Genomic DNA, 16,703 nt, shown 5'->3' on the forward strand with positions numbered 1-16,703 from the left:
ACCAATCCAACAACCCTACTGTTTGCTTGACAATAGCTCAGCCAGCACCGACATCACCACCTCCACCCCCATCGCCCCGGTGGTGGCGTCGAACTCCACCGTCGCCGCGCCACCCTTGCCGGCCGCCCAGTTGCTGACCAGGCACAGATGCGCATAAGGCAGATTCATCTCCCGCGCCAAGGCCGCCTCCGGCATGCCGGTCATGCCGACTATATCGGCACCATCCCGCTCCAACTTCAATATTTCCGCGGCGCTTTCCAAACGCGGCCCCTGAGTGCAGGCGTAAACGCCGCCCACCACGCCGCTGTGGCCGCTGTCCGCCATCGCGCGGATCAGGCGCTCTCGCAACGCCTCGTCGTAAGGCGAGGAGAATTCGGCGTGCACCACCGGGCGGTCCAGCCCCTCGAAGAAAGTGTGCTTGCGGCCCCAGCTGTAGTCGATGATGTTGTCCGGCACCACCAGGCGGCCCGGCGGCATGTCGGGGCGGATGCCGCCCACGGTGCCGATGGCGATCACGCCTTTGACGCCTTGATCGTGCAGCGCCCAGATATTGGCGCGGTAATTGATTTCATGCGGCGCCAGCGAATGGCCGTAGCCGTGGCGCGCGATGAACACCACGTTCTGCCCGTTCAATAGGCCGAAGGTCAGCGCGCAGGAGGGATCGCCGTACGGGGTGCGCACAACTTGACGGTGGGTGACTTCCAATACGGGCAGCTGGGCCAGGCCGCTGCCGCCGATGATGGCCAACATGATGTGTCCCCTTGTAATGGCGCGACGAATCGCTGTTTTTGCCGCGGCCTGAGCTGGGCGGCTGTGGGATTCTTGCTTGCGGCGAAGCGCCGACGCTCCAATTATGGCCGATTATTTTCCGCCGGCACATGCCGCCGCGCGGTGAATTTGCCCGCGGCCGCAGGGCTGGCGACGGCCGCTTTTGAAAACAAGCACTTGGCGAGCCGGCTGGAATTCCCGATGATTTATACAGACGTACAAATTCAGCTTGCATGGACTTATACGTTCGTATAAGAATAGAGGTATGAAACCGAACAACGCGACTCGACAGCAATTGCTGGACTGCGGACTGGCCATGGCCAAGGAGGCCGGCCTGCGCGCGCTCACCGTGCGCGGCCTGTGCCAGCGCGCCGGGGTCAATCCGGGCAGCTTCGTCTACCACTTCGGCAGCCGCGACCGCTACTTGGCCGAACTGCTGGAAAACTGGTACGCGCCGCTGTTCCGGCACATGCAATCGCAGTTGCAGCAGCAAGCGTCGGCCTTGCCGCGGCTGCAGACCCTGCTGCGTCAGCTGCTGGCCTTCGTCGCCGAGCACGGCGAGCTGATCGCCCACATGCTGCTGGACGCGGCCGCCGGCGAAACCGCCGCGCAGGGTTTTCTGTCCACGCTGGCGCCCCGCCATCCCAAGCTGCTGCTGCAAAGCATTGCCGACGCGCAACAGGCCGGCGAACTGGAACGCGGCGATCCGCTGCACCAAGCGCTGTTCCTGATGGCGGCGCTGGGCCTGCCGGCGCTGGCCCAGCACATCATCGCCGGCAAGCCGCTGCTGCCCGGCCTGATCCAGCAAGCTTTCAACACCTACGCCATCGATCCGCGCCATATCGAGCAACGCCTGCAATGGGCGCTGCGCGGTTTGCGCCCATTGGAGCCACAGCCATGAAGCGTTCCCCTCTGCTCATCGGCCTCATCGTCGTCGCCCTGATCGCCGGAGGCGGCTACGCCTGGCGGCAACGGCAGCTCGCCCAAGAACGCCTGAGCTTGTCCGGCAACGTCGACATCCGCGAAGTCAGTCTGTCCTTCCGGGTGGCCGGCCGCTTGCGGAGCCTGAACGTGGACGAAGGCGCCAGCGTACGCGCCGGCGAGCTGCTGGGCGAACTGGACGCGCGGCCTTATCAGAACGCCTTGCGCGACGCCGACGCCGGCCTGGCCGCCGCCCAAGCGCGCAGGGCACTGTACCGCGCCGGCCCGCGCAGCGAGGACATCGAACAGGCGCAGGCCAATCTGGACGCGCGTCGCGCCGCGCGGCTCAACGCCGAGCAGACCTACCAGCGCCAGCGCCAACTGGCCGACACCGGCGCCTCCGCCCAACGCGCGCTGGACGAGGCCCGCGCGCAGCGCGACCAGGCGGCGGCGCAGGCCGAGGCGGCGCGCCAGCAATGGCAGGCGCTCAAGCGCGGCTACCGCAAGGAGGAAATCGCCGAGGCCGACGCCAATGCCGAACGCGCGGCGGCGCAACAGGCTCAGGCCCAGCTGCAACTGGCCGACACCCGGCTGCTGGCCCCGGCCGACGGCGTCATCCTCACCCGCGCGGTCGAACCCGGCGGCATGCTGAGCGCCGGCGGCCCGGTGTTCACCCTGTCGCTGACCCGGCCGGTGTGGGTGCGCGCCTACGTCGCCGAGCCCGAGCTGGGCAAGGTGGCCCCCGGAACCAAGGTCAAGGTCCGCAGCGACGGCCGCGCCCAGCCTTACGACGGCGTGGTCGGCTTCGTCTCCCCCAGCGCCGAATTCACTCCCAAGAACGTGGAAACCCAGGACCTGCGCACCGCCCTGGTCTACCGGCTGCGCGTGGTGGTGCAAAACCCGGACGCCGCGCTGCGCCAGGGCATGCCGGTGACGGTGACGCTGGCGGACGGCCGCTGAGATGGATGCGCAAAACGCCATCGTCCTGCGCGGGCTGCGCCAGCGCTTCGACGCGCACGAGGCGCTGGCCGGCATAGACGCGACGATACGCCGCGGCGCGATCACCGGCCTGGCCGGGCCGGACGGCGCCGGCAAAACCACCTTGCTGCGGCTGCTTGCCGGCCTGCTGCAAGCCAGCGACGGCGCCGTCCGCGTTGAAGGGCTGGATCCCATCGCCGACGGCGACGCGCTGCGCGCGCTGATCGGCTATATGCCGCAGCAATTCGGCCTGTACGAAGACCTGACGGTGCAGGAAAACCTGGAGCTGTACGCCGATCTGCGCGGCGTCGCCGGCGAGCCCCGCCAACGCAGCTTCGAACGCCTGCTGGCCTTCACCGACCTGGCCCGCTTCACCGCGCGGCCGGCCGGCAAGCTGTCCGGCGGCATGAAGCAGAAGCTGGGCCTGGCCTGCGCGCTGCTGGGCGAGCCGAGGGTCTTGCTGCTGGACGAGCCCAGCGTCGGCGTCGACCCGATTTCCCGGCGCGAACTGTGGAAGATGGTGGGCGAACTGGCCGCCGACGGCATGACCGTGCTGTGGAGCACCTCCTATCTGGACGAGGCCGAACGCTGCGACGAAGTGCTGCTGATCAACGCCGGCCAGCTGAGCTACGCCGGCGCGCCCGGCGAGCTGATCCGACGCATGGAGGGCCGCAGCGTGCAGCTGCGCGGCATCGCCGGCAACCCTCGTCAGATACTGCGGCGCGCGCTGCGTCAGCCGCAAGTGCTGGACGGGGTGATCCAGGGCCAGGCGCTGCGCCTGGTGCTGCGCCAGGCCGGCCGGCCGCCTGAGCTGAGCGCCTTGCAGGCCGGGCCGGACGCCTGTTTCATCGTGGTTCCGCCGCGGCTGGAGGACGCCTTCATCGAACTGCTGGGCGGCGGCCCCGGCGGCGACTCGGGCCTGGCCGAGCAGATGCCGCCGGCGCAACTGCCGGCCGGCGTGGACCCGGACGCAGTGATCCGCGCCGAACAGCTCACGCGCCGTTTCGGCGATTTCGTCGCCGCCGACAATATCGACTTCCAGGTGCGGCGTGGCGAGATCTACGGCCTGCTCGGCCCCAACGGCGCCGGCAAGTCCACCACCTTCAAAATGCTGTGCGGCCTGCTGCGGCCCAGCGCCGGCCAGGCCAGCGTGATGGGCATAGACCTGAAACGCAGCGCCAGCCGCGCGCGCCGGCAGCTGGGCTATATGGCGCAGAAATTCGCGCTCTACGGCAATCTCAGCGTCGCCCACAATCTGGACTTCTTCTCCGGCATCTACGGCCTGAGCGGCCAGACGCAACGCGACACCGTCGCCGAAATGGTCCGCGTGTTCGCGCTCGCGCCCTATCTGGACATGCTCGCCGGCGCGCTGCCCCTGGGCTTCAAACAGCGGCTGGCGCTGGCCTGCGCGCTGATGCACCGGCCGCCGCTGCTGTTTCTGGACGAACCCACCTCCGGCGTCGACCCCATCACCCGCCGCGAATTCTGGACCCATATCAACGGCCTGGTGGACAAGGGCGTCACCGTGATGGTCACTACCCATTTCATGGACGAGGCCGAATACTGCGACCGCATCGGCCTGGTCTACCGCGGCCGCTTGATCGCCAGCGGCACGCCGGACCAGCTCAAGCGCCAGGCCGCCGGCGTCGATGAAGACATCACCATGGAGGAAGCCTTCATCCGCCTGGTGACGGCCGACGACCGCGCCGGAGCCCCCGCATGAGCGCCGCCGTCAAACCCGCGCGCCTGCTGGCCTTGTGCCGCAAGGAAGCCATGCAGATCGTGCGCGACCCCAGCAGCATCCTGATCGCCTTCGTGCTGCCGATGGTGCTGCTGTTCATCTTCGGCTACGGCATCAATCTGGACGCCAACAAGGTGCGCATCGGCGTGGTGCTGGAAGACAGCGGCGTCGAAGCCCGCCGCTTCGCCGACGCGTTGGCGGGCTCGCCCTATCTGGAAGTCCATCCCGGACATGACCGCGCCGAGATGCGCGCGCGGCTGGCCGCCGGCGAAGTGCGCGGCATGGTGGTGATTCCCGCCGACTTCTCCGCCAAAACCCTCCAGGGGCGCGGCGCGGCCGCGGCGCAGCTGCTCACCGACGGCGCCGAGCCCAATACCGCCAACTTCCTGGCCAGCTATCTGCAAGGCGCCTGGCAGATCTGGCAGACCCAGCGCGCGCAGGATCGCGGCCAGCCGCCGCCGGCCCCGCTGCGGCTGGAGCCGCGCTACTGGTTCAATCCCGACACCGTCAGCCGCAACTATCTGGTGCCCGGCTCCATCTCGGTGATCATGACCATCATCGGCGCGCTGCTCACCTCTCTGGTGGTGGCGCGCGAATGGGAGCGCGGCACCATGGAGGCGCTGCTGTCCACCCCGGTGACCCGCGCCGAACTGCTGCTGTCCAAAATCCTGCCCTATTACCTGCTGGGCATGGCCGCGATGCTGGTCTGCGTGCTGGCGGCCACCCTGTTGATGGACGTGCCGCTGCGCGGCTCCTGGTGGCTATTGTTCATCGTCAGCAGCCTCTTCCTGGGCAGCGCCCTCGGCCTGGGCCTGCTGCTCTCAACCATCACCCGCAACCAGTTCGTCGCCGCCCAGGGCGCGCTCACCGCCGCCTTCCTGCCGGCCACCATGCTGTCCGGCTTCGTATTCGAGATCAACAGCATGCCGCCGCCGGTGCAGGCCGCCACCTATCTGGTGCCGGCGCGCTATTTCGTCAACGCGCTGCAAACCCTGTTCCAGGCCGGCGACATCTGGCCGGTGTTGTTGCTCAACACCGTCTGGCTGCTGCTGTCCGCGGCCTTCTGGCTGGGGCTGACCGCGCTTAAATTCCGCCGTCGGCTGGACGGTTAGAAAGGGTTCTGATGTGGCACTCACTGCTAACCCTGATCCACAAAGAATTGCGGGCCCTGCTGTCCAACCCGCAAAGCCGCCGGCTGCTGATCATGCCGGTGCTGTTGCAACTGCTGCTGTTCCCCTTCGCCGCCACGCTGGAAGTCAAGAACAGCACCCTGGCCATCTACAACCAGGACGGCGGCGCCGCCTCCATCGAACTGTCCCAGCGCCTGGCCTCGGCCCAGGCTTTTCCGCAGCTGCTCAATATCCGCAGCGAAGCCCAATTGCGCGACGCCATAGACCGCCAACAAGCGCTGCTGGCCATCCGCATTCCGCCGGATTTCTCCCGGCGGCTGGCTCAAGGCAGCGCGCCGCCGCTGCAAGCCGTCATCGACGGCCGCCGCTCCAATAGCGCGCAAATCGCCTTCGGCTACGCCCAGCAAATCGTCGCCCAGTACGCACGCGAACTCAGCCCCGCGCCGCCGCCGGCCCAATTGCTGGTTCGCCATCTGTACAACCCCAATCTGGAATACCGCTGGTTCGTGCTGCCCAGCCTGGTGGCCATCATCACCACCATAGGCTGTCTGATGGTCACCGCGCTGTCATTGGCGCGCGAACGCGAGGAAGGCACGTTCGACCAATTGCTGGTCACCCCGCTGACGCCAGGCTACATCATGGCCGGCAAGGCCGTGCCCGGCATGCTGGTGGCCGCGCTGCAAGGCAGCGTCATTTCCGCCGCCGCGGTATGGATCTACCAAGTACCCTTCGGCGGCGGCGTCGCGCTGCTCTATCTTTCCATGCTGTGTTACGGCCTGGCCCTGTCCGGCTGCGGCCTGCTGATCTCGGCGCTGTGCGCCAACCAGCAGCAGGCCTTTCTCGGCGTGTTCGGCTTCATGGCCCCGGCGGTGATTCTGTCCGGTTATATGGCGCCGGTGGAAAACATGCCCTGGCCGCTGCGCGCGCTCAGCGCCGCGGACCCGCTCAGCCATTTCATCATCGTGATCAAGGGCCTGTTTCTCAAAGGCTACGGCGCGGCCGAGGCCTGGCCACATTTGTGGCCGCTGCTGCTCATCGCCGCCGCCACCCTTGGCCTGGCCTACCTGATCTTCCGTCACCGGAGCGGACAATGAATCCATCTCGCCTCGCCATCTGCGTCTTGCTAGCCCTGCTCGCCGGCTGCGCCGTCGGCCCCGACTACCGGCCGCCAACGCCGGCGCAACTGCTGCCCGCCGCCAGCGCGGAAACCGAGCCGGAAGCCGCAGGCTGGTGGCAGGCCTTCCAGGACCCGGCGCTGAACCGCCTGGTCGGCGCCGCGCTGCGCCATAGCCCGGACCTGGCCAGCGCCGACGCCAACATCCGCCAGGCGCGCGCCGCGCTGGAGATCAACACCGGCGCGCAATGGCCTCAACTCAACGCCGGCGGCCGCGTCAGCCGCGACCAACTAAGCCGCCGCGGCGAAGCGCTGGCCAATATCCCCTTCGCCAACCCGCAGACCCTATTTACCGACTACCGCGCCGGCTTCGACGCCAGTTGGGAAATCGATCTGTTCGGCCATACCGCCCGCAGCGTGGAAGCCGGCCGCGCCCGGCTGGACGCCAGCCGGGAACAAGCCGCCGACGCCGCCTTGCGCGTGGCCGCCGAAACCGCGCGGCTGGCGCTGGACTACCGCTACTGGGGCTTGCGCGCCGACAACGCCGCCGCCCAAGCCCGCTGGCGCGCGGAACTGGCGCGGCTGAGCCGGCTGCAAGTCCAGGCCGGCCTCGCCGGCGCCGGCGAACTGGATCAGGCGGAAACCGAAAGGCTGCGCGCCGACGCGCAGTTGCAACCGCTGCTCGCCGCCCGCCAGGCCGCGCTCGCCGCGCTGGGCCCGCTGACCGCGCTGCCGACGGAACAGCTGCGCACGCTGCTGGACGCCGCCGCGCCGGCCCCGCGGCTGCCCGCCGCGCCCGCCGCCGGCCTGCCGTCGGAACTGCTGCTGCGCCGGCCGGACCTGCGCTCCGCGGAACGGCAGTTGGCGGCCGCCAGCGCCGACATCGGCGTGGCCGCGGCCGAGCAATACCCGCGCTTCAGCCTGCTGGCCAGCGGCGGCTGGGACAGCGTCCGCCCCGGCGACTTCGCCTCCCAGGCCAGCCGCTACTGGAGTTTGGGGCCGCAACTGAGCCTGCCGCTGTTCGCCGGCGGCCGGCTGCAAGCCCAGGTCCGGGCGCGCGAGGCCGGCTACGACGCCGCGCTGGCGCAATACCGCAAGGCGGTGCTGCAAGCGCTGGCCGATGTGGAAACCGCGCTGCTGCGCAGCCAGGCCGGCCGCGTCCAGGACACGCGGCTGGCCGAGGGAGAAGCCGCGCTGCAACGCCAGCTTGGCTACGCCCGCCAGCGCGTCGCCGTCGGCGAGGCCGCGCAAAGCCACGTGCTGGAAGCGCAGTTGCAGCTTGCCGCGCTGCGCGAACAGCGGCTGGCCGCGCGGCAAACGCTGTCCGCCGACCTGATCGCGCTGTACAAGGCGCTGGGCGGCGACACCCAGGCCGGCAAGCCGCCACGCTAAACCGGCCCCCGCGCCGCGTTTAAGCTGCGCTTAAGTTTGCGGTGTTCCAATCGCCTTAATCCCCTATCGCAAGAAAGGACATGGCGATGAACCGTAGACTCCCCCTGCTCAGCCTGCTGCTGCTCGCCAGCGGCGCCTTGTACGCCGCCGCCAGCCTGTGGCAAAACGGCCTGCCGGCCAACTACTGGCAATGGCGACACGAACTGGTGCTGCTCAGCGGCGTGCAATTGATGGCCGTCATGAGCGCCGCCATACTGCTGGCCGCGCGCCCGCGCCGGCTGGAATCGCTGCTGGGCGGCCTGGACCGCCTCTACGCGCTGCACAAGCAGCTGGGCATCGCCGCCGGTCTGCTGCTGGCGGCTCACTGGCTGATCAAGCTGTCGCCCAAGCTGATGCTGGCGCTGGACTGGGTCGCTCCCCGCGTCAGAAGCGGCGGCGGCGGCAAAGACCCGCTGGTCTCGCTGGCCAAGGACGTGGGCGAATGGGCGGCCTGGGCGGTGCTGGCCATGGTGATCCTGGCGCTGCTGCGCGCCGTGCCCTATCGCTTCTGGCGCAAGCTGCACAAGCTGTTCGCCCCGCTCTACCTGATGGGTGCCTTCCACGGCCTGATCCTGATGCCGGCCGAGATGTGGGCGCAGCCGGTGGGCTGGCTGCTGGCCGCGCTGATGCTGATCGGCTCCGGCTGCGCGCTCTACTCGCTGGCCGGCCGCATCGGCAAGCGACAACAATACGCCGGCCGGGTGTGCGGCATCGAAACGCTGCCGGCCGGACAACTGGAAGTGATCTGCCAGATGGACGCCTGGCCCGGCCACCGCGCCGGACAATTCGCCCTGGTCAGCTTCGACGCCGCCGAAGGCGCCCACCCCTTCACCATCGCCAGCGCCGACCATGGCGACGGCCGGCTGCGTTTCATCATCAAGGCGCTGGGCGATTACACCCGCCGCCTGCCGGCCGAACTCAAGCTCGGCCAGGCCGTCACCGTGGAAGGCCCTTACGGCGGCTTCCAGCCGCGCGGCGGCGCGCGCCAAGCCTGGGTAGCCGGCGGCATCGGCGTCACCCCCTTCCTGGCCTGGCTGCAAAGCCGGGAACTGAAGGAGAAGCAGCTGGACGTGGATTTCTATTATTGCGTGCGCAACCGCGGCGAAGCGGCGCGGCTGGAAGAAATGCGCCAGGCCTGTCGTCAGCGCGGCGTGCGGCTGCATCTGATCGAAAGCGAAGCCGGGGCACAGTTGAACGCCGGCATGCTGCCGGAAGTGGACGAGGTCTGGTTCTGCGGCCCGCAAGGCTTGGGCGAGGCGCTGCGGCGCGGCCTGAAACAACGCGGCGCGCAGGCCCCGGCTTTCCACCACGAGGCGTTCTCAATGCGCTGACGCAAGACGGGCGTTCCGACCTGCCGGAACGCCCGTCATACACTCAAGCAAGCCGCTGCAAGGCGGCTGGCGCATCGCTAATCTAGAATCTGTTCAAAGTCTCGCGAGCTAGAGCGAGACAAGGCGGAAACGACCGAAGAAGCGGAATCTACATATGGTACATCAGCATTCTGAGGTCTTTTCCAACGCCCTTTTCTATCCATCCCGCCGCAGCGCAGCAGACTATGAACAGGTTCTTAGAGTCGCTAACAAAACCGCGCAGCGCACCTGAGCCAAGGTGCGCCGACGCAGGCAGTACAAGTCGTACGACAAGGAGGCGCAACGCAGGATCAGGGGGTTTTGTTAGCGGGTCTTAACGCGTGGCGTAGACGCTGCGCCTCCCCTGCCCATCAAAACTCAACACCTGATAAGGCTGCTTGCTCGGCCCCTCCATCCCCGGGCTGCCCATCGGCATGCCCGGCACCGCCAGGCCGACGATCTTGGGCTTGTCCTTCAGCACCTTCTTCACCAGATCCGCCGGCACATGGCCTTCGAACACATAGCCGCCGATCTCGGCGGTATGGCAGGAACGCAGATCCGCCGGCACCTTCAAGCGGGCCTTCAACGCTGACATATCCGCCTCGTTGCGGCTTTGCAGCGCCACGCCGTTCTGCTGCATATGCTCGGCCCAGGCGGTGCAGCAACCACAATACGGGTCCTTGTGCATCACGCCGCCGGCGGCGGCCACCACGGGGGACATCAAGGAAACGGCCAGCGCGGCGGCGGCCCAATACATGCGTTTATTCATGAGATGAAATCCAATGCTATTTGAATGAAAAAGCGAACCAGCCCGCAAAACCGCGGTTGGCGCAAAAAAAGGATCATTCAACAGATTGGGGAGGCCGCTCCGGCGGCGCGGGGATGAAACCGGACCACACTATTTCAGCCTTGGCCTGCAGCACCGGGCGGATCGCCTGCAAGGGCAGGCTGGGCGCCGCCGGCCATGGGGCGGCCGGCAACTGGCAGCAAGCGGCGGCCTGAGCGGCGCTGGCCGGCTGGGTATGGCAAGCCGCGCCGTCGTCGGCCATCCAGACGCAGGGCGCGCTGGCGTCCATACGTCCGCCCATGCTCCAACCCGCCTGCGGCAAGAGCAGCAGACACGTTAGCAACAGTAGCAAGGGCAGACGAATAGGCATCGATTCAGGTAGAGCGCTGAGTCCGGAACAGGCTTGAGACTGACGGATAGCGCCTTGGTTCCCAAGCCATTTCGCCATTTCTCCCACCCCGCGCAAAGTTTGAGCCAGGTCATATCCGCGCCAGATTTGTGGCGATCGAGTACAATCACACCCTCAATCAATAACGATTCGCATTTGCGTTCGCATTAATTCGGTGGGATACTTATGGTCCCATTTGACATTCCTTGCGCAAACTAAACGCCAACGGCATGCACACAGCGCCGGCCTTGCCGGGACGCGGATCAAATGGGCTTCGTTCATGTGATGATTTCCAGGTATCCACGATAATGAAAACCTTTGACTCCGCCGCCCGTCACGGCGTGCGCCTTGCCCTGTTGTCCGCGGCGGTTTCCGCCCTCTACCTGCCCGCCGCCCACGCGGCGGAAGCCGAAGCCACGCTGCCCTCGGTCGTGGTCACCGCCTCCGGCTACGAGCAAAAAATCAAACAGGCTCCGGCCAGCATCTCGGTGATCACCCGTGAAGACTTGGCGAAAAAACCGTTCACCAATCTAACCGACGCGCTGGTTGACCTGGAAGGCATCAACATCAACGGCTCCGGCCCTGGCGACAAGGACATCTCCATCCGCGGCATGCCCGGCGAATACTCGCTGATCCTGGTGGACGGTCGCCGCCAAGGCACCCGCGAAGTGCGTAGCCGCGGCACCGGCGGTTTCCAGCAATACCAGATCCCGCCGATGGAGGCGATTGAGCGCATCGAAGTGGTGCGCGGCCCGATGTCCTCGCTATACGGCTCCGACGCCATGGGCGGCGTGGTCAACATCATCACCCGCAAAGCGCCCAAGGAATGGCATGGTTCGATGACGCTGGGCGGCACCATCACCGAACATTCGAACGAAGGCAATACCGGCCAGAGCAGCTTCTGGCTGGGCGGCCCGCTGATGAAGGACCTGCTGTCGCTGCAAGTCTACGGCTCGCTGAACAACCAGGCTGAAGACAATATTTTCTACAGCAAGAGCGGCGACGGCGGCAAAGACGCCAATCACATGTCCGACATCAACGCCAAGTTGAGTTTCACCCCGAACCAGGACCACGAGATCACCTTCGAAGCCGGCCATAACGAACTGCGCAAGACCACCACGGGCGGCAAGAGTTTGTCCCCGACTCTCGGCAAATACGATCAATACGATACCCGTGATCACTGGAGCCTGAGCCACAACGGCAAATACGGCAATATCCGTTCCAATGTCGCGCTGTATCAGGAAATGGCCAAGTCCAGCTCGGACGAAAACAACGTCAGCGACGGCAAAGGCGTGAAGTTGGCCAATACCACGCTGGACGGCCAACTGACCTTCCTGCTGGATCGGCACACAGTGAAGGTTGGCACCCAGTTTGGCCGACAAGTTGGTTCCGATCTTCAGGCACAAGAGGCCCTGCTTCCGCCATTCCAATACAAAGGCCCTGCCAATCCGGATAAAGTTACTGTCAATACTTGGGCCCTGTTCGCCGAGGACAGCTATGAGGCCACTGACAATCTGACCATCACCGCCGGCGGTCGCGTCGACCACCACAGCGTGTTCGGCACCCACTTCACCCCGCGCGTTTACCTGGTCCAGCACCTGGGCTCGCAGTGGACACTGAAAGGTGGCGCGGGCAAGGGTTTCAAGGCGCCGACCATTCGCCAAAGCACCGACGGCTATTGCATGCGTACCGGCAGCCGCGTAGAGACTGGTTTGCTGTGCGGCAACTCCAAACTGAAGCCTGAGGAAAGCACTTCTTATGAAGTTAGTCTTCATTTCGACAATAGCCGGAACCTGAACAGCAGCGCCACTCTGTTCTACAATCGTTTCCGCAACAAGGTAGTCAGCTACGGTACGGACCAATTTACCGATCAGTTGAAGTACTTCGATAGAAACGACAAGCAATACAAAGATGCGAGAGTCTATGTCTACGACAACGTAGACCAAGTTGATATCCGTGGTCTCGAGCTGTCCAGCAGTTGGACCTTCATGCCGAAATGGACGCTGTCCGGCAACTACACCTACACCAAGTCCAAGCGCGAAGGCGGCAAGGAAACCTCGCTGTCCGGTCAATCGCTGAACGGCTTACCGCTGGACAAGACACCGGAACACGCCGGCAATGTGAAGCTGGCTTGGGCGCCGATGGAAAAGCTGGACCTGTACACTCGCCTGAACTTTGAAGGCAAACAGTACTACACCGGCTTCCGCAACGGCGCTTACGATGCGCGCACCCGCGGCGGCTCCAGCACCTGGGACTTTGGCGGCAGCTACAAGCTGAGCAAGAACTTCGACGTCAACTTCGCCGTCTTCAATTTGACCGACCGCAAAGTACCGATCGACGACCGCGTAGGCAACGCAGAGAAAGACAAAACCAAAGCGCCGCTTAACGGCAACTGGATGGTCGACGAGGGCCGCCGCTATTGGCTGACCTTGACCGGCAAGTTCTAAGAAGGTGTTCACGATCTCGCGAGCTAGAGCGAGACAAGGCGCAAACGGTTGAGGAAGCGGAATGTACAAGTGGTACATGAGCATTCCGAAGCCGTTGGCAACGCGGTATCGCCGACGCGCAGCAGATTGTGAACAGCTTCTAAGCCGCACCCTGACGGCCCGTCCCCGGACGGGCCGGAAACACCGCACGGCAGTTGCCGAATCCGCCGGATTCGCCAACTGCCTGTTCCCGTTTTTACGATTGGAGAATTGATGATGTTGAGCAGCCGCGCCCAATTGACCACGCCCAATGCCGACAAGGTGCTGTACAAGCTGTGCAAGCACTACGCGCTGAAAGTCCCGGTGGAGTTCGACAGCCACCAGGCTCATGTGCACTTCCCCATCGGCGAATGCCGGATTCAGCGCCAGGACGACACCCTGGACATGATCTGTGCCGCCGACGCGGCCGACAAGCTGGCCAAGATCGAATTCATCATGGACGAGCACCTGGGCCTGATGGCCAAGACGCCGGACTTGAAACTGGATTGGGCCAAGACCGAGTAAGCCCCCCAGCCCAGCCGCGTTTTCCGAGCGCGCCGGGCCTGCCCGGCGGCTCCCGTTTCTGTATGATGCTTGCCACCCGCTCCACGGCTAAAGCCCGTCCACCCGCCCTCTCCACCGCGGCGGGCTTTGGCAGCGGAGCCGTATCGCTCAAGGAATCACAATGAAAACACTGTTCTCCCGTCTGCTGCTGGCCGGCGCGCTGGCCGCGGCCACGCTGGCGGCCCAAGCCGCCACCGTCACCGACATCGCCGGCCGTAAAGTGGAAGTGCCGGCCAAGGTCAACCGCATCCTCCTGGGCGAAGGCCGGCTGTTCTACGCGCTGGCCCTGCTGGAAGGCAAGCAGCCCATCGCCCGCATCGCCGGCTGGCAGGGCGACTTCCGCCAGCTGGACCCGCAAACCTACGCCCAGTACAAACAACGCTTCCCGGCCATCGACCAGATTCCGCTGATCGGCAAGACCAGCGAAAACTCGGTCAGCGCCGAAAAAGTGCTGACGCTGCGCCCCGACATCGCCGTGTTCAGCATCTCCGGCCACGGCCCGGGCCTGAACAACCCCATCGTGCAGCAATTGCAAGCAGCCAAGGTGCCGGTGGTCTTCGTCGATTTCCGCAACGCGCCGCTGGAACACACCGTGCCCAGCCTGCGCATCATGGGCAAGGCGCTGCAGCGCGAGGCCGAGGCCGAGCGCTTCATCCGCTTCTACCAGGGCAAGATGGACGCCATCCGCAAAGTCGTCGCCGCCATCCCGGCGCAGCAAAAGCCCAAGGCCTTCCTGGACCTGCGCGCCGGCGCCTTCAGCAACGTCACCAGCGCCGGCCGCGGCAGCCTGGGCGAGCTGGTGGACGCCGCCGGCGGCGTCAATATCGCCGACAAGCTGATTCCCGGCGCGGTGGGCGAAGTGAATATGGAGCATGTGCTGGCCAGCAATCCGGATCTTTACATCGGCACCGGCACCGCGGACGCCGCCGACAAGACCGGCATTCAGTTCGGCGCCAACATCAGCGCGGCGCAGGCGCAGGCCTCGCTCAAGCGCACCGCCGCGCGCAGCCCGGTGGGCGCCTTGCGCGCGGTGCGCGAAGGCCGTACCTTCGGCGCCTGGCACCACTTCTACAACACGCCTTACCACATCGTGCTGCTGGAAGCCTTCGCCAAGGAACTGCAACCGGCGCGCTTCGCCAAGCTGGACCCGGACGCCAGCTGGAAGCAGCTGCACCGCGACTTCCTGGCCATAGAGCCGCAAGGCACTTACTGGGTCAAGGGCGTTAAATGAGCGGCGAAACCCTAACGCTTTCCGCCGCCATGGTGGCGGCGGACTACCGCCGCACCCTGCTGCGCCGGCTGCTGCTGATGGCCGTGCTGCTGAGCCTGCTCGCCGTCTCGCTGACGCTGGACGTCACCACCGGCGCCAGCGGCATGCCGCTGGCCGAATTCTGGCAGACGCTGTGGCACCCGGCCGCCGCCGATCCGGCCACCGAGGTGATCGTCTGGCAGATCCGCCTGCCCTACGCGCTGATCGCCATCGCCGCCGGCCTGGCGCTGGGTCTGGCCGGCGCCGAAATGCAGACCGTGCTGCACAACCCGCTGGCGGACCCGTTCACCCTGGGCCTGCAGCCGGCGGCCGCCTTCGGCGCGGCGCTGGCCATCCTGCTGGATGTCAGCCTCCCCGGCATCCCCGGCCCGTGGATGCTGCCGGTCAACGCCTTCGTGTTCGCGCTCGGTTCCGCGCTGCTGCTGGACGTGGTGGCGCGCTGGAGCAATATGCCCACCAGCGGCGTGGTGCTGTTCGGCATCGCGCTGTTCTTCAGCTTCAACGCCCTGGTGTCCCTGCTGCAATTCGTCTCCACCGCGGACTCGCTGCAAGACTTGGTGTTCTGGCTGATGGGCAGCTTGTCGCGCGCGGACTGGCCCAAGATCGCTTTGCTGTTCGGCGCTTTCGCGCTGATCCTGCCCTGGTCGCTGAGCCAGTCCTGGCGGCTGACCGCGCTGCGGCTGGGCGAAGACCGCGCCGCCAGCTTCGGCATCAATGTGCGCCGGCTGCGCCTCAGCTCGCTGCTGCGCGCCAGCCTGCTCACCGCGCTGGCGGTGGCCTTCGTCGGCACCATAGGCTTCATCGGCCTGATCGCGCCGCATATCGCGCGCCGGCTGGTGGGCGAGGATCACCGCTTCTACCTGCCGGTGAGCGCGCTGACCGGCGCCGCCATCCTGTCCATGGCCTCGGTGGTGACCAAGAATCTGGTGCCCGGCGTCATCGTGCCGGTGGGCATCGTCACCTCGCTGGTGGGCATCCCCTTCTTCATCGCCATCGTGCTGCGCAACGGAGGCCGCCAATGAGCTCCGCCCTGTCCATCCATCAACTCTCGGTCAGCTACGGCAAGCGCCAGGTGATACGCGCGCTGGACGTGCCCTGTCTGCGGGCGGGCGACATCACGGCCTTGCTCGGCCCCAACGGCAGCGGCAAGTCCACCTTGCTGCGCGCCTTGGCCGGCCTGCAGCACAGCAGTGGCGACGTCCGCCTGGACCAGCGCGCGCTCAGCCGCCAGCGCGGCGAAGTGGCCTACCTGCCGCAGACCCTGCCGCCCAGCGTGCATCTGTCGGTGTTCGAATCGCTGATGGTGGCCGGCCAGGCCACCGCCGCCGGCCTGTCGCGCCGCCACGACGACCAGCAAGTGTTCGCGCTGCTGCAATCGCTGGGCATCGAGCAACTGGCGCTGCGCTACCTGGACCAGTTGTCCGGCGGTCAGCGCCAGCTGGTGGGCATCGCCCAGGCGCTGATCCGCGAACCGGCGGTGCTGCTGCTGGATGAGCCGCTGTCCGCGCTGGACCTCAACTACCAGTTCCACGTGATGGACCTGCTGCGCCGCGAAACCCGCCGCCGCGGCATGGTCACCGTCATCGTGCTGCACGACCTCAATGTGGCGCTGCGCCATTGCGACCGGGTGCTGATGCTGAAGGACGGCGCGCTGCAAGCCAACGGCGCGCCGGACGAGGTGATAGACAGCCAAAGCCTGCGCCGCGTCTACGGCGTCAGCGGCCGGGTGGAGCGCTGCTCTCAGGGCGTGGCGCATGTGCTGGTGGACGGGCTGCACAGCGGTTTGCGCTGAGCCCC

15 protein-coding genes are annotated in these 16,703 nt (G+C 66.3%); 12 read left to right on the forward strand and 3 right to left on the reverse strand.

Translation table 11 applies throughout. The features are described from left to right. Positions 1 to 15: 15 nt before the first annotated feature. A complete protein-coding gene (locus JC616_RS19055) occupies positions 16 to 750 on the reverse strand; it encodes an S-methyl-5'-thioinosine phosphorylase (RefSeq protein ID WP_227104813.1) in 735 nt (244 codons plus the stop codon). 283 nt (positions 751 to 1,033) lie between these two features. Here JC616_RS19055 and JC616_RS19060 point away from each other — a divergent pair, with 283 nt between their 5' ends. The 7 genes from JC616_RS19060 (at position 1,034) to JC616_RS19090 (ending at position 9,414) form a co-directional block, all read left to right on the forward strand. Further along, positions 1,034 to 1,669 (forward strand): TetR/AcrR family transcriptional regulator, encoded by a 636-nt coding sequence (locus JC616_RS19060; RefSeq protein WP_227104814.1) that lies wholly within the window; start codon positions 1,034 to 1,036, stop codon positions 1,667 to 1,669. After that, the gene (gene hlyD, locus JC616_RS19065) at positions 1,666 to 2,649 is read left to right on the forward strand and encodes a secretion protein HlyD (protein WP_227104815.1); all 984 of its coding nucleotides are present in this window, start codon (positions 1,666 to 1,668) and stop codon (positions 2,647 to 2,649) included. Before JC616_RS19060 ends, hlyD begins: the two co-directional genes overlap by 4 nt. A gap of 1 nt (position 2,650) precedes the next feature. Beyond that, positions 2,651 to 4,390: an ATP-binding cassette domain-containing protein gene (locus JC616_RS19070; protein ID WP_227104817.1), complete on the forward strand. Its 1,740-nt coding sequence runs from the start codon at positions 2,651 to 2,653 to the stop codon at positions 4,388 to 4,390. After that, the gene (locus JC616_RS19075) at positions 4,387 to 5,520 is read left to right on the forward strand and encodes an ABC transporter permease (RefSeq protein WP_227104819.1); all 1,134 of its coding nucleotides are present in this window, start codon (positions 4,387 to 4,389) and stop codon (positions 5,518 to 5,520) included. Before JC616_RS19070 ends, JC616_RS19075 begins: the two co-directional genes overlap by 4 nt. A gap of 11 nt (positions 5,521 to 5,531) precedes the next feature. Then, the gene (locus JC616_RS19080) at positions 5,532 to 6,632 is read left to right on the forward strand and encodes an ABC transporter permease (RefSeq protein WP_227104821.1); all 1,101 of its coding nucleotides are present in this window, start codon (positions 5,532 to 5,534) and stop codon (positions 6,630 to 6,632) included. Then, the gene (locus JC616_RS19085) at positions 6,629 to 8,044 is read left to right on the forward strand and encodes an efflux transporter outer membrane subunit (RefSeq protein WP_227104823.1); all 1,416 of its coding nucleotides are present in this window, start codon (positions 6,629 to 6,631) and stop codon (positions 8,042 to 8,044) included. The genes JC616_RS19080 and JC616_RS19085 overlap by 4 nt, the downstream gene beginning before the upstream one ends. A gap of 86 nt (positions 8,045 to 8,130) precedes the next feature. Beyond that, positions 8,131 to 9,414 (forward strand): ferredoxin reductase family protein, encoded by a 1,284-nt coding sequence (locus tag JC616_RS19090; RefSeq protein WP_227104825.1) that lies wholly within the window; start codon positions 8,131 to 8,133, stop codon positions 9,412 to 9,414. Between the two features lie 352 nt (positions 9,415 to 9,766). Here the strand turns inward: JC616_RS19090 and JC616_RS19095 are convergent, their stop codons facing one another. Together JC616_RS19095 and JC616_RS19100 are read right to left on the reverse strand one after the other, a co-directional pair. Further along, entirely contained in the window at positions 9,767 to 10,201 is a 435-nt protein-coding gene (locus JC616_RS19095; protein WP_227104828.1) for a DUF411 domain-containing protein, read from the reverse strand. Between the two features lie 73 nt (positions 10,202 to 10,274). Then, positions 10,275 to 10,589 carry a hypothetical protein gene (locus tag JC616_RS19100; protein WP_146176701.1) on the reverse strand — a complete coding sequence of 105 codons (315 nt, stop codon included), beginning with the start codon at positions 10,587 to 10,589 and terminating at the stop codon, positions 10,275 to 10,277. Between the two features lie 326 nt (positions 10,590 to 10,915). On the opposite strand from JC616_RS19100, the gene JC616_RS19105 reads away from it, so the two are divergent. The 5 genes from JC616_RS19105 (at position 10,916) to JC616_RS19125 (ending at position 16,698) form a co-directional block, all read left to right on the forward strand. Further along, the gene (locus JC616_RS19105) at positions 10,916 to 13,054 is read left to right on the forward strand and encodes a TonB-dependent receptor domain-containing protein (RefSeq protein WP_166452707.1); all 2,139 of its coding nucleotides are present in this window, start codon (positions 10,916 to 10,918) and stop codon (positions 13,052 to 13,054) included. A 252-nt stretch (positions 13,055 to 13,306) separates the two neighbouring features. Further along, positions 13,307 to 13,597: a DUF2218 domain-containing protein gene (locus tag JC616_RS19110; RefSeq protein WP_227104831.1), complete on the forward strand. Its 291-nt coding sequence runs from the start codon at positions 13,307 to 13,309 to the stop codon at positions 13,595 to 13,597. A 160-nt stretch (positions 13,598 to 13,757) separates the two neighbouring features. Next, entirely contained in the window at positions 13,758 to 14,867 is a 1,110-nt protein-coding gene (locus JC616_RS19115) for an ABC transporter substrate-binding protein (RefSeq protein WP_048408875.1), read from the forward strand. Beyond that, positions 14,864 to 15,928, forward strand: coding sequence for a FecCD family ABC transporter permease (locus JC616_RS19120; RefSeq protein WP_227104833.1), 1,065 nt, complete (start codon positions 14,864 to 14,866; stop codon positions 15,926 to 15,928). Before JC616_RS19115 ends, JC616_RS19120 begins: the two co-directional genes overlap by 4 nt. After that, positions 15,925 to 16,698: an ABC transporter ATP-binding protein gene (locus JC616_RS19125; protein ID WP_019101553.1), complete on the forward strand. Its 774-nt coding sequence runs from the start codon at positions 15,925 to 15,927 to the stop codon at positions 16,696 to 16,698. Before JC616_RS19120 ends, JC616_RS19125 begins: the two co-directional genes overlap by 4 nt. Positions 16,699 to 16,703 lie beyond the last annotated feature (5 nt).

The sequence above is a fragment of the Chromobacterium rhizoryzae genome, assembly GCF_020544465.1.
Classification (GTDB): domain Bacteria; phylum Pseudomonadota; class Gammaproteobacteria; order Burkholderiales; family Chromobacteriaceae; genus Chromobacterium.

What these genes read in the sequence shown, in the direction of transcription:
- JC616_RS19100 (WP_146176701.1), bottom strand. Translation starts at nt 10,589, where the DNA reads ATGCCTATTCGTCTGCCCTTGCTACTGTTGCTAACGTGTCTGCTGCTC.
- hlyD (WP_227104815.1), top strand. Translation starts at nt 1,666, where the DNA reads ATGAAGCGTTCCCCTCTGCTCATCGGCCTCATCGTCGTCGCCCTGATC.
- JC616_RS19060 (WP_227104814.1), top strand. Translation starts at nt 1,034, where the DNA reads ATGAAACCGAACAACGCGACTCGACAGCAATTGCTGGACTGCGGACTG.
- JC616_RS19125 (WP_019101553.1), top strand. Translation starts at nt 15,925, where the DNA reads ATGAGCTCCGCCCTGTCCATCCATCAACTCTCGGTCAGCTACGGCAAG.
- JC616_RS19070 (WP_227104817.1), top strand. Translation starts at nt 2,651, where the DNA reads ATGGATGCGCAAAACGCCATCGTCCTGCGCGGGCTGCGCCAGCGCTTC.
- JC616_RS19085 (WP_227104823.1), top strand. Translation starts at nt 6,629, where the DNA reads ATGAATCCATCTCGCCTCGCCATCTGCGTCTTGCTAGCCCTGCTCGCC.
- JC616_RS19090 (WP_227104825.1), top strand. Translation starts at nt 8,131, where the DNA reads ATGAACCGTAGACTCCCCCTGCTCAGCCTGCTGCTGCTCGCCAGCGGC.
- JC616_RS19110 (WP_227104831.1), top strand. Translation starts at nt 13,307, where the DNA reads ATGATGTTGAGCAGCCGCGCCCAATTGACCACGCCCAATGCCGACAAG.
- JC616_RS19115 (WP_048408875.1), top strand. Translation starts at nt 13,758, where the DNA reads ATGAAAACACTGTTCTCCCGTCTGCTGCTGGCCGGCGCGCTGGCCGCG.
- JC616_RS19075 (WP_227104819.1), top strand. Translation starts at nt 4,387, where the DNA reads ATGAGCGCCGCCGTCAAACCCGCGCGCCTGCTGGCCTTGTGCCGCAAG.
- JC616_RS19080 (WP_227104821.1), top strand. Translation starts at nt 5,532, where the DNA reads ATGTGGCACTCACTGCTAACCCTGATCCACAAAGAATTGCGGGCCCTG.
- JC616_RS19095 (WP_227104828.1), bottom strand. Translation starts at nt 10,201, where the DNA reads ATGAATAAACGCATGTATTGGGCCGCCGCCGCGCTGGCCGTTTCCTTG.
- JC616_RS19105 (WP_166452707.1), top strand. Translation starts at nt 10,916, where the DNA reads ATGAAAACCTTTGACTCCGCCGCCCGTCACGGCGTGCGCCTTGCCCTG.
- JC616_RS19055 (WP_227104813.1), bottom strand. Translation starts at nt 750, where the DNA reads ATGTTGGCCATCATCGGCGGCAGCGGCCTGGCCCAGCTGCCCGTATTG.
- JC616_RS19120 (WP_227104833.1), top strand. Translation starts at nt 14,864, where the DNA reads ATGAGCGGCGAAACCCTAACGCTTTCCGCCGCCATGGTGGCGGCGGAC.